The organism is Rahnella sp. RcJ3 (assembly GCF_009498575.1).
Taxonomy (GTDB): Bacteria; Pseudomonadota; Gammaproteobacteria; order Enterobacterales; family Enterobacteriaceae; genus Rahnella; species Rahnella aceris.
In genome coordinates, this window is sequence record NZ_QSNX01000001.1 from 438,978 (window position 1) to 450,719 (window position 11,742).

The 11,742-nt window shown below is 50.8% G+C and carries 11 protein-coding genes; 2 read left to right on the plus strand and 9 right to left on the minus strand.

Going from position 1 to position 11,742, the window contains the following annotated elements; all coding sequences use genetic code 11:
* From DXU84_RS02095 to DXU84_RS02115, 5 genes are read right to left on the minus strand one after another with little or no spacing between them, the layout of a single operon-like run.
* The gene (locus DXU84_RS02095) at positions 1-717 is read right to left on the minus strand and encodes a DUF1365 domain-containing protein (RefSeq protein ID WP_121020052.1); all 717 of its coding nucleotides are present in this window, start codon (positions 715-717) and stop codon (positions 1-3) included.
* On the minus strand, positions 714-2,072 hold the full coding sequence (locus DXU84_RS02100; RefSeq protein WP_153374669.1) for an NAD(P)/FAD-dependent oxidoreductase: 1,359 nt from the start codon (positions 2,070-2,072) through the stop codon (positions 714-716). The genes DXU84_RS02095 and DXU84_RS02100 overlap by 4 nt, the downstream gene beginning before the upstream one ends.
* Position 2,073: 1 nt before the next feature.
* Complete coding sequence (locus tag DXU84_RS02105) at positions 2,074-2,790, minus strand: SDR family NAD(P)-dependent oxidoreductase (protein WP_013576327.1); 717 nt, start codon at positions 2,788-2,790, stop codon at positions 2,074-2,076.
* Positions 2,790-3,245: a nuclear transport factor 2 family protein gene (locus tag DXU84_RS02110; RefSeq protein WP_228388930.1), complete on the minus strand. Its 456-nt coding sequence runs from the start codon at positions 3,243-3,245 to the stop codon at positions 2,790-2,792. Before DXU84_RS02110 ends, DXU84_RS02105 begins: the two co-directional genes overlap by 1 nt.
* Entirely contained in the window at positions 3,235-4,095 is an 861-nt protein-coding gene (locus DXU84_RS02115; protein ID WP_153374671.1) for a MerR family transcriptional regulator, read from the minus strand. Before DXU84_RS02115 ends, DXU84_RS02110 begins: the two co-directional genes overlap by 11 nt.
* Before the next feature lie 179 nt (positions 4,096-4,274).
* On the opposite strand from DXU84_RS02115, the gene DXU84_RS02120 reads away from it, so the two are divergent.
* Positions 4,275-4,844, plus strand: coding sequence for a helix-turn-helix domain-containing protein (locus tag DXU84_RS02120; protein WP_013576324.1), 570 nt, complete (start codon positions 4,275-4,277; stop codon positions 4,842-4,844).
* A 27-nt stretch (positions 4,845-4,871) separates the two neighbouring features.
* Positions 4,872-5,408 (plus strand): GNAT family N-acetyltransferase, encoded by a 537-nt coding sequence (locus DXU84_RS02125; protein ID WP_112198505.1) that lies wholly within the window; start codon positions 4,872-4,874, stop codon positions 5,406-5,408.
* A gap of 609 nt (positions 5,409-6,017) precedes the next feature.
* Here DXU84_RS02125 and DXU84_RS02130 read toward each other — a convergent pair.
* The 4 genes from DXU84_RS02130 to DXU84_RS02145 form a co-directional block, all read right to left on the minus strand.
* Positions 6,018-7,013 carry an ABC transporter permease gene (locus tag DXU84_RS02130; protein ID WP_015690214.1) on the minus strand — a complete coding sequence of 332 codons (996 nt, stop codon included), beginning with the start codon at positions 7,011-7,013 and terminating at the stop codon, positions 6,018-6,020.
* Positions 7,014-7,024: 11 nt separating this feature from the next.
* The gene (locus DXU84_RS02135; protein WP_119261831.1) at positions 7,025-8,506 is read right to left on the minus strand and encodes a sugar ABC transporter ATP-binding protein; all 1,482 of its coding nucleotides are present in this window, start codon (positions 8,504-8,506) and stop codon (positions 7,025-7,027) included.
* A gap of 1,003 nt (positions 8,507-9,509) precedes the next feature.
* The gene (locus DXU84_RS02140) at positions 9,510-10,943 is read right to left on the minus strand and encodes a PAAR domain-containing protein (protein ID WP_153374673.1); all 1,434 of its coding nucleotides are present in this window, start codon (positions 10,941-10,943) and stop codon (positions 9,510-9,512) included.
* Positions 10,944-10,958: 15 nt separating this feature from the next.
* Complete coding sequence (locus tag DXU84_RS02145; RefSeq protein ID WP_153374675.1) at positions 10,959-11,633, minus strand: hypothetical protein; 675 nt, start codon at positions 11,631-11,633, stop codon at positions 10,959-10,961.
* Positions 11,634-11,742: the final 109 nt, after the last annotated feature.

The window sequence follows — 11,742 nt, forward strand, 5'->3', positions numbered from 1 at the left end:
TCAGTCCTTATCAACGGGAGGATGAGAATAAATGGGCGCCCGTTTCAGCCACAGTTTCAGTGCCTGCCAGTAGATAGTCAGTGCGGTTTTAGCGGTCATGACAGGCAGCCGCCACAATTGCTGACGCAGCGCCGCGCGGGTCAGCGGACGGGCTGTCAGTGAAAGGGCGGCATCGAATTCCCGTTCTTTACGGTAATTTTCGATAGTGATGTGTAACTGCTTTCCAGGGGGTGTCAGCCGCCAGTGATAGACCATGTCCATCGGATTAAAGGGCGACACATGAAAGGCTTTCGGCACCGGTTGTGAACCGTCAGGCAGAACGGCGTAGGTGTGACGTTCGTTCCAGGGGGTATTGCGCACCTCGGCCAGCATCCAGCGCAAAACACCATGCTGATCATAAAGATAGTAAAAATTCACCGGATTGAAATAACAGCCGAAATAACACAACTGACATAACAACATCACCCGCCCGTCCGGGCGTTCGCCGGTCAGCGCTTCGATTCTCGCCTGCGCTTTGGTTTTGATATCACCGCCGCCGAGATAATCTTTGCGGCGAAAACTGGCGGCGGAAAACCGGTCGAGCTGGATACCTTGTGCAGGTAACTGGTCCAGTTCATCAAGGTCAATCAGCGGCATGAAAATATCGTAGTCGAATCGGTGTTCAACCGGCGTAAACCGCCGATGGCGCACCGTGCCGACATACAACTGGCTGTTCATGACGCCTCCCGTTTTTCCTGCTCATTCTGTTGCTGCGCACTGAAAAGTTGCAGATTGAGTTGTTCCACCACGTCACGCGCACTGTTGACACCGTCTTCGTGAAAGCCGTTGTACCAGTACGCACCGCAGAACCAGGTGCGGTTGTGGCCGTTGATCCGGTGGCGTTCCTGCTGTGCGTGGCGGCTGGCCAGATTGAGAACCGGGTGCATATACGTGGTGCGGAACAGGACTTTGTTTTCATCAATCGGCGTCAGCGGATTGAGTGACACGCAAAATGTCTGCGGCGTATTCAGCCCCTGCAAAATATTCATGTTATAGGTCACGCTGGCGCGGCGGCAGTGCGAAGGATTGCTGTCGCGTATATCCGCGTTGTCCGCCAGATTCAGCGCGTTCGGCAACTGATAATTCCAGCTCGCCCAGGCGCGTTTTTCGCGAGGCAGCAGGTGGGTATCGGTATGCAAAATGACGTCGTTGCTCTGATAAGGCAGGGCAGTGAGAATGCTTTGCTCATCAGCAGTGGCGTTGTCACCCAGAATGGTCAGCACCTGATCGGAATGGCAGGCGAAAATAATCTGATCAAAATGCGCCTCGCCATGCGGGGAATGCAGCGTCACACCGCAGGGTGTGCGGACGACTTTACTGACCGGTGCGCTGGTCAGCAGCCTGACGCGGGCCGGCAGTTTTTCCTGCATCCGGCGGATATATTCCCGTGAACCGCCGGGGACCACCATCCATTGCGGGCGGTTGCTGACGTCCAGTAATCCGTGATTATCGAAAAAGCGCAGGAACATCGACAGGGGGAAATTCGCCATATCGCTCAGCGAAGAAGACCAGATGGCCGCCCCCATCGGCAGCACATAATGCAGGGCGAAAAACGGGGTGAAACCGTTTTGATCGAGCAAGTCAGCCAGCGTATCTTCGTCATTGTGCGGATTCAGCAGGCGCGCCTTGCACAGTTTGTTAAACCGCAGGATCTCGAGAATAAAGCGCCAGAATTGCGGTTTGAGCAGGTTGCGGCGCTGGGCAAACAGGCTGTTCAGCGAGTGGCCGTTGTATTCGAGTTTATTAACCGGATTGCGTACGGAAAAACTCATTTCCGTCGGCTGTCCTTCAATGCCCAGTTCTTTGAGCAGGGCAATAAAATGCGGGTATGTCCGGGAGTTATAGACAATAAAACCGGTATCGATGGCGTATTCTTTTCCGTCGGAAATCACATCCTGCGTGGCAGTATGTCCGCCTAAGGTTTCAGACGCTTCAAAGACGGTAATCTCACAGCCGGGCTGACTTTTTGCCAGCAGCCAGGCACAGCTCAGCCCTGAAATTCCGCTGCCTACAATCGCCATTTTTGTTGTCATTTTATTTCACCATTTTCCGGCATAACCATTGTTGCAAACTGACGGGCAGCAAGGAGAGCACCTTGAGTAAACGGGCAAAAAGCGGAGGGAAGGCGATTTCACTCGCACCGCGCGCCAGTTTTTTACGAATGTGCTTCGACGCCTGGGCGACGCTCACCATCATCGGCATCGGGAAGTCATTGCGCGATGTCAGTGGTGTTTCGACAAAACCCGGCTGAATCAGCGAAATGTGAATCTGACGTTTCGCCAGATCAACCGCCAGAGAGCGGGCAAAAAAGGCCAGCGCGGCTTTGGATGCCCCATAGGCTTCACTGCGTGAAAACGGCAGCAGCCAGGCGACGGAACCCACCAGCGCTATCCGGCTGCCGGGCGCTAAGCCGGGGAGCAGGGCGTCGAGGCAATTGACCGGACCGGAAAAATTGGTGTTCATCACCCGCATGACTTTCTCGGCATCGACGACGCCGTTGTCGAGATATTCGCAGGTGCCCGCGCAAAGAATCACTAAATCGGCCTGCCTGCCCTGCAATGCTTCACGGGTAGCCTGTAAATCGGTGATATCAAAACACAGCGGGATGATCAGCGGGCTGGTGGCGGCGACGGCCGTCAGCTTTGCGCCATCTCGCCCGCAGGCAATGACCTCCCAGCCTCCGCTGGCATAATCCAGTGCCAGTTGTTTGCCAATGCCAGAACTGGCACCGGTAATCAGTACGCGCCCCATTATTTCAACCTGGCTTTGACGGCGCGCACGACACCGCCGAGCACCGGAATGTGCTCGTACAACATGGCACCGAGATCGTAATAATCGCGCTGATAGATAATAAGGTTTTCATTCAGGCGCAGATGGCTTGTGCCATCAAGAAACATTGCCTGCCCTTTTTTCAACGCCGGGTGTGAGAATTCCATCCGCCAGAACAGCGACACTTCATCACCCTGAATAAGTGGAGGCTGGATCTCAAAGCGGCAGTAATTCGTTTTCTCAAGCAACTGCGCAAAATAGTGTTCCAGCGCATCCACGCCGTCGTAATGTGAAACCGGATCGATAAACACCACATTCGGATGATAAATAAGGGAAAGCTGCGGCAGGCGGCTGATATCAAGGTGACGGTAAAATTCGCACAGCCGTGCCAGAACGTCGGCCGGGGTTGCGTGTTCAGAAGCATGTTTAAGCATCATTTTTCCCCTCCCGACGAGCAGGCTCAATACGAAGACTGGCGCGATGATCATCGTCATCGGGGGAGGCGCTGAGCTCATCTTCCTTAGCGTCTGTTTCTTCTGCGCCGAGCAGGATAGCTGAGCTGCCCAGCAGGATGATCGACAAACCCTGCGCCATCCAGTGCTGCAGCCGCTGGCGCTGAACCTGCGTCAGCTTGCCTTCGGACCACAACAGAATTTGCGAGCCGCTCAGGTTTTCCAGATACGGCTCGCTGAGAGGAACCGGCAATATTTCGACCTGCAAACCTTCTTCGCACCGCACAATGGCCTCAAGCCACAACTCGGTGCTGTCTGTATTCCCCCAGCCGATCAACGTGGCAGCCGGTCCGGGACGCTTACGGGCGGCGTTCATGCACATCACCGCGTGTTCAATGATCAGACCGTCAAGCTGGCTGCGCAGCATCAGCAGTCGTGAATCGCCGGAACTCAGGCGCTCACGCAGGGGGCGAAGCACGTTATTCACAAATGTTACCGCCGGGTATTCACGACCGAACTCCAGCATCAACTGACGAACTTTTTGCGGGCGGCCATCCTGTAAGGCGGTCAGCAGCTGATGTTCTGACTGCGACCAGCCACCGGGTAGCACGTCCACTTTACCTTCCAGCAAAGATTTCACCTGACCAACCGGAATACCGCGATTGATCCAGCCCAGAATGGTGCGGATGGTGTCGAGATCATCATCATTAAACAGACGATGGCCACCCTCTGTGCGCTGTGGCTTCAGCAGGCCATAACGCCGCTGCCAGGCACGCAACGTGACCGGGTTGATACCACAAATTCGGGCGACTTCACCGATGCTGTACAGAGACATATTTCCATCCAAATATTCATACCACTTATAAGCTAACTCTAGCGCCACATCGTAAAGTTGTACAACTTTATTATTTCTGTACAACTTGGAAAATCCTTTTGGTTACACTTTTTTAACTTGCGACATTCTCATATAAGAGATATTTTCCCTGTATTGAGATTTTACGACAGGGTAAGAAAATGGGAGAAGGGCAGGACAATCACGATCTCCGTCTGGCGGAACGGCTGGCTGAATTACGCGTCAGCCAGGGCTGGTCACTTGAACAACTGGCGCAGATGACCGGCATCAGCCGCGCGACACTTTCACGCGTGGAGCGGGCAGAGACCAGCCCGACGGCCTCGTTGCTGGGCAAACTGAGTGCGGCTTACGGGCTGACCACTTCCCGTTTGCTGATGGCGCTGGAAGATAACCCCCCGGAGCTTATCCGCGCATCGCAACAACCGGTGTGGCATGACCGGGAAACCGGCTTCGAGCGTCGTTCCGTTTCCGCACCGGCACCGGGTTTTCGTGCTGAGTTGATTTCAGGTGTGCTGAAAGCTGGCGCCAGCATTACTTACGACGCACCGCCGGTAGAGGGACTCGAACAGCATATCTGGATGCTTGAAGGTGTACTGGAATTTGTGCTCGATGGCCGCAGTTACCGGCTGGAACCGGGCGACTGCCTGCGTTTTCATCTTCACGGCAGGACTTCTTTCTATGTGCCCGGCCCGGCAGATGCCCGCTACGCCATCGTCATTTCACGTCCTTAAATGTCTGACTGAGTAAGGTTTAACATGATGCAAAACAGCAATGAAGTGGTGATCAGTGAAGTGCAGGGCGGCGTATTGTCGCAAATCGATCTGGATGCGCTGGCCGAAACCCTGATGCAGTCCGTGGCGTTGGGTGCCAGCATCGGTTTTATTTTGCCTTTCGGTTTTGTGCAGGCGCAGGCGTTCTGGCAAAAGCTGTTACCGGCTTTTGAGCGTGGCGAAAAACGCCTGCTGGTGGCGCGCATGGCAGGCAAAATCATCGGCACGGTGCAACTGGTGGTCGATCAGCCCGCCAACGGTGCGCACCGCGGTGACGTGGTTAAACTGATGGTTCACCCCGATGGCCGCCGCAAGGGTATCGCGCGTAAACTGATGACGGCGGTTGAAGCGCTGGCGCGGGAAGAGGGCAAAACCTTGCTGGTGCTGGATACCGTCACCGGCAGTCCGGCACAGACATTGTATGAAAATCAGGGTTTCACCCTGAGCGGGACGATTCCGCATTATGCGATGTCGACGGGGGGAATGCTGGAGTCGACGAGTGTGATGTATAAGGTGCTGGTGTGATCTGATTTTGACCGAATCAGGGGCGGTTTTAACTTCAACTTCAACTTCAACTTCAAATTCAAGGTCGTGGGCGTCGGCCCACACCGACTTGGGGGACGGCTTATCGCCGCCGCCCCCCAAGACCCCCCGGGCTCTTTCACTGCGCGCTCCGCTCGCTGACTATGTTTCATCAGCCGCAGTGATAGCCGCAAAATCCCGCCGCTGCGCGGTTCCCTCCCATCGGGTTACAACCCGCGCAAAAACATGCGCGGTTTTCCACCTCTCGTCCGGCGGTATTTTGGAACCGGCCTCAGGCTCTTAATTCACAACCTGACTGATTTTGAAATCTTAAACTGTCTGCCCTTGAATTTAAGATCCCGCGGGCGATTCAGAAATCTTGCTGAACGGAGCGGCTTCGAGACCTATGGCTCGAAGACCGAGAGAAGGTACCGCGCAGCGGCAAGATTTCCAGCCTGTCGCTGTGGTTTCTGAAACATAGCCAGCGAGCGAAGCGCGCAGTTAAAAAAACGCAGGATTCCAAAGGGTTTCGTTTAAAACCCTTTGGGCCAGTGTGGGCGGCGAGCCCACGGTGTTGACCTTAAAGAGGCCGAAATATAGCAGCGGCCTCCGCTATCTCTTCTGGATATACGTCAGCGCTAACGCCACTGCCAGCACTAACCCTTTGATGATATCCATCGCATAATACGGCACCGACAACATCACCAGGCCGTTCGACAGCACGCCTAAAATCACCGCGCCAAGTAGTGTGCCGAGCGCATTAGGCTTACCGGAACCGGCCAGCGAGAAACCGATATAAGCGGCGGCAACGGCATCCATCAGATAGCCGCCACCGGCATTCACCTGCGAAGAACCGATGCGTGAAGCCAGCAAAATCCCGCCTGCACCGGCAAGCACGGATGACATCACATAAGCAATCACGCGGTAGCGCGCGGTGCGGATCCCCGCCAGACGTGCGGCCAGCGGATTTCCGCCGATGGCGTACATGCGGCGGCCATGCTTGGTCAGCGACATAAACAGTTGCACCGCAATGGTCACGACGGCCATCACGATCACAATCACCGGCACCTGACCGAGCAGGCTGAACACCGCAGGGACCGTGCCTTCGGCCATGTCGCCGCTCGGCAATAACATGTTTTCAGTGATGGAACCGCCGTAGCTGTAAGTCATCGCTGCGCCCTGAATCACAAACAGACTGGCGAGCGTTGCCAGCATGTCAGGAATTTTCAGGATGACGATCAGAAAGGCGTTGAACAGGCCGACCAGCGTGCACAACGCCAGCGTGATAAGTATCGCTTCGGTCGTGCCGAAACCGTGCCAGACGAACATCGAAATCACCAGCGCATTGGCAAGCGATGCCGTGGAGCCGACCGATAAATCGAAGCCGCCGACCGCCAGGGAAATCGACACGCCGATGGCAATCACCGTCACGATGGCAATCGAACGCAAGATATTGATGATGTTCGACGGTTCGAGGAAGTTATCTGACGCCAGACCAAAAGCGGCGATCAGCAACACCACGGTCAGCAACATGCCCCATTTATATAAAAATTCGAACAGCTGATGACGCCACGGCTGGCGGGCATCGGGCACGTTTTCTTTACTCACCACGGCTTTGTTCACGCGGGTATTCCTCCGGTTGAATAGACTAATAAGGTTTCTTCGTCGACGTCTGCGGCGTTCAGTTCGGCGACGATACGGCCGTCCCATAACACCAGAATGCGGTCGCATAAACCGACCAGTTCGGCGAACTCACCGGAAGCATAAATAATGCCTTTTCCCTGTTGCGCCAGGCCGTCGATCAGCCTGAACACGTCCGTTTTGGCCTTGATGTCCACGCCTTTGGTCGGTTCGTCGAAGATCAACACCTGACTCTCACTGCGCAGCCATTTCCCGATGGCGACCTTTTGCTGGTTGCCGCCGGAAAGCCGGGCCAGCTTCTGCATCGGCCCGGAAGCGCGAATGCCTAAGCGGCTGATAATGTCTTTTGCCCATGACAGCGACTGGCGCGCGTTGAAAATACTCCAGCGCGAAAAGGTGTCATCAGCGGTCACACTCAGGTTCATCGGGATATTTTCGTCAATGAAAATCCCTTCCTTGCGCCGTTCTTCCGGTACTAACGCCAGCCCCTGTTCGACAGAAAGGTGCGGCTCCTTCGGCTTCCACGGTTTGCCATTCAGCTCACCGCTTTCTACCTGACTCGGCGTTGCGCCAAACAACGCTTTGCACAGTTCCGTTTTTCCGGCACCCGCCAGCCCGGCAATGCCGAGAATTTCGCCACGATGCAGTCGCAGCGAGATATCGCGCAGTTTGTCTTTATCGTGCATCCCGTGAATGCTTAGCAGCGTTTCACCGCTGTGCGGCGGACGGCGCGGCGGATAAATATCGTCGAGCTGATGGCCGATCATTTTCTCGATAATGTGCTCGTTGCTCAGGCCGTCCATGCTGTCATCGCTGACCAGACGCCCGTCACGCAGCACCGTCATACGGTCGCAGATATCGCGCAGTTCATGAATGCGGTGCGAGATAAATACGATCGCCATTCCGGCGGCTTTCAGCTTGCGGACCAGCGCGAACAGGCGTGCACTTTCCGCCTGATCCAGCGGGGCGGTCGGTTCATCAAGGATCAGAAAACGGCATTTATGCGATAACGCCCGCGCCAGCAAAATCAGTTGTTTCTCGGCCAGCGTGCAGCTTTCGATCCGCGCCCGCAGGCTGATGTTCAGGCCGAGCTGCTCAGTCAGCAGTTGCGCCTGGCGGTAAAGCTGCGGCCAGTTATGCAGATGGCCCGGTTCGGAAAGGCGGTCGAGCATGATGTTTTCCGCAACGTTCAGCGTCGGCACCAGCGCGACATCCACTTCCTGCTGCACCAGATGAATACCGTGCTCGCGGGCATGATGCGGCAGGCGGATATTTACCGCTTCGCCGTCGATAGTGATCTGCCCGCTGTAATGGTCATGCGTGCCGGAAAGCACCGCCATCAGCGTCGATTTCCCCGCGCCGTTTGCGCCGACTAATGCATGGACGGATCCGCCTTCCAGCGTGAAATCCACCTGGCGCAGGGCAGGGAAACCGGCAAATGAAATCGAGATATTACGCATCTCAAGGAGGGAGGAAGTCACTGGGCGTTGGGCCTTATTAAATAGACGGTTGGGGATTTAGACGTTTAGCCGTCTAAGACTCGCAGTAGCAGAGTTTTAACATATCAGGGAATTTAAGCAACAAAATAAAAGTGATAACTAAGAGCGAAAAGATCTAAAGTCTTCAGCGGAAACTCGATCGACTCCCTCCCCTGCGAAGTGGAGGGTTGGGGTGGGGTATTAAAGACAAATCAGCGGGTTAAGTTACCGGACAGGCATTTGCGTTAATACTTAAAACCCCCTCCCGGCCTCCCCCTTCGCAGGGCTGTCTCTTATACACAAATCCCCGGCATGAATGCCGGGGATTTTTTTGAACTTTTTTCTCCTCTGTTGATCTTCTTTCTATTCTCCTTTCTGGGTTTTTAGTATGGTGCTATCTGATTGTTATTCATGGGCTAAAGGGATTTTCGGGCTTGCTGCGCTTGGCGATTTAGAAAATTACGTAAGCTAGTTTTTACCACTGCCGAACAGGCAGCTTAGAAATATGTAGCATAATTTTACGAATAGTTGATTGTAATTGTAGTTCACTGCCGAACAGGCAGAAAAAAAAAGGTGCGGGAATATTCCGCACCTTTTTTTTTATCATAACATCCATAATACGAAAAGTAGCGCCATCAAGATTCCAGACAATTTAAGTAAAAATATTTCACAATATAGCCATGCTTTTTTAGAGTATGGCAATGTATTGATAAAGATATACCATTCATCCGAAACTGACTTGTTAGTCGAGATGTTTTTCTTAAAAATCAATGGGAGATATACATATATTATTTTCTTAGTTGGTACATAATAAAAGGTAATGTTAAAGTTGAAATATTTAAAACAATAGTCATCATTTGTAGTGTGACTGACAGCACGAAACATTTCACAAATACCTATATACATCTTTTCGTTTCTATATGTAATCAAAAGATAAAGCACGCAATTAATAAAGAGTGAAACTAATACAACATTGCGTAAATACTCATTCACTATATATAACCTCATATATTCCTTTGCCTATACTCCCCCCCAACTCGCCACCTAGTGAACCCGCAAATTCACCGGCAGCTATCGCCCCTGTAACACCGACTGCGGTACATAAAAGTGCTCCAGATCCCCCAACTTCTGCGGTTACTAATCCCAATGCAAACATACAAACAGTTGTAGAGAGTCCACCAACAGCCGGGCCAATAGCAGCGGACATTCCCACAGAACCAGTAAGAGCACCATATTCTGTGAAAGCGGTCTTAGTACAATCTGCTTCTCTGCCGATGGTGCAAGCATCATAGACTTTGTTAGTTGTACTACCGAAATCAAAAGCTATCCCGATGTACCCAAGTTTCTTCATGGCTTTTATAAGTTTAGCAGATTTCTCAATATATGTTGCGTAGCCTTCAATGCTGCCGATACCTGTTTGAGTCCATTGGTGCATAATACTTCTACTTGAAAGCCCTAATGCTTTTCTTAAATCATTGTACTGAGCCATACCTAATTTGTCTTTCATAAAACTATTCAATATCAAATTTAACTTTTTAAATTGAATTGCTCTTTGTACGTAAAATTGTTGACCGATTAATGCACCGCTCGTTCTAAAAGCGTTCTGATAAGTTTTTTCTATGTCTGCTAATATATTTTCTATTTCTTCAAAGTATTTTTGGCCTATTTCAGATGCCACTCCAAACCCTTTATTTCCGACAGCCATAAATATATCAATCGTATCTTTATGTTTATGTAAAAAACTGGCTTCCTCCATAGTCAAATCACTTAATGCAGTATCAACTTTTGCTTTTGCTTTCTTCAAAGTTTCGATTTGTTTTGGATCTTGTTTATCAGGGTCTACTAATAAAAGAATAGACGCTGGTTTGATTGGCCCGCTGCCGTTGAGTGTATCGTATAATTCTCTTGCACCTGCTACAGGGTTATAAAATAAATAGTCACCAAAATCTTTTACATTCGCAGGTAAATCGACAATACAGAATCCAGCATCCACCGGTTCGCGTGGTGGTTTATCCTCTTTTAGAGGGGAAGCTGGTGCCGATTCTGGTTTAGTTTCAGTAACCATCTGTTTCTTTGCCGCCTGTGCGTGTTGCTCAGGTTCATTGACAGTGGTTTTCTGTGACGCCATTTTCGGCGGTTCAGGATAGTAACTGGATGAAAATTCACTTGCGAATAATCTAGATCGACATGGGCAACCGGCGAAACTTTCAAGTGTGCCAATACAAGGAATACCATCGCAAGTGTAGTTTTGTATTCCACCAAACAGATTAAATTCACCTTCGTTTTCACCGCATGTCACTTTATCTCCTACACGAGCTAAATTTAGTCCGTGATGTATAATACGACTTGTTGCACTTACTACTTTTCCGCCGCATGATGTCTTATCACCAAGACGAATAAAATATCCGAGCATTGCCATACTTGTTTATCCTTTTCAGTATGAAGTGATCCATTTTTTTTTGTTAATTGAGTAATGCGAAATACAATCAAAATCGTTTATTTTCTCATTTTTAGATCTTTCAATTTTATCAATGGCAGTATGGGCAACTTGCATTAAATGTGCACTGTCTAATGCGTTTTGTTTTTTTATTTCCTCACAATAATCAGCGTAATAATCTTTCCAGTAATCATTTATTTGTTGAAAAAGTGTGTTTTCAAATTTCAGCGTAATTGGAGATAAAGAAGAGCTTTCTTTTTCTATTTTGAGACCTTGCATAAAACTTCTGGTTCGTAAACTACCGCTGGTAAATATAAGAGACTCTTTGCTATCTACGCTGAAACCGAATGCAATATATATTGAATATGTCTCTGTCAGTGGAGCTACATCAATCATCATTTCAGTCACGCTGACATCATTGAAAGGGTAAACATTCCAATCCTCGTTTGCCCCTTTATTTAATATGAAGGTATATATCAAAGCATCCAGTTTAGAAGTGAATAACAACAAACCATTTTTATCGGGAGTTGGGCCTGTTGACCAGACGGGTTCCAGCCAGTGAATGCCGTTTTCTCTGACTGATTTTTTTGCCACAACAAACATATCAAGAGGGGCAAGATGGAAATGATCACCGGGAGCATAGAAATAGAGACGTTTTGTCGTGTGAGGCATAATGATTACCGTTCTGTGGATAAAACGATAACATACACCTATACTTTATGTGGAAATAATGCCAAATTTCAATAAATTCAATGAGTAAGATTTATCCTGTGAATTGTAG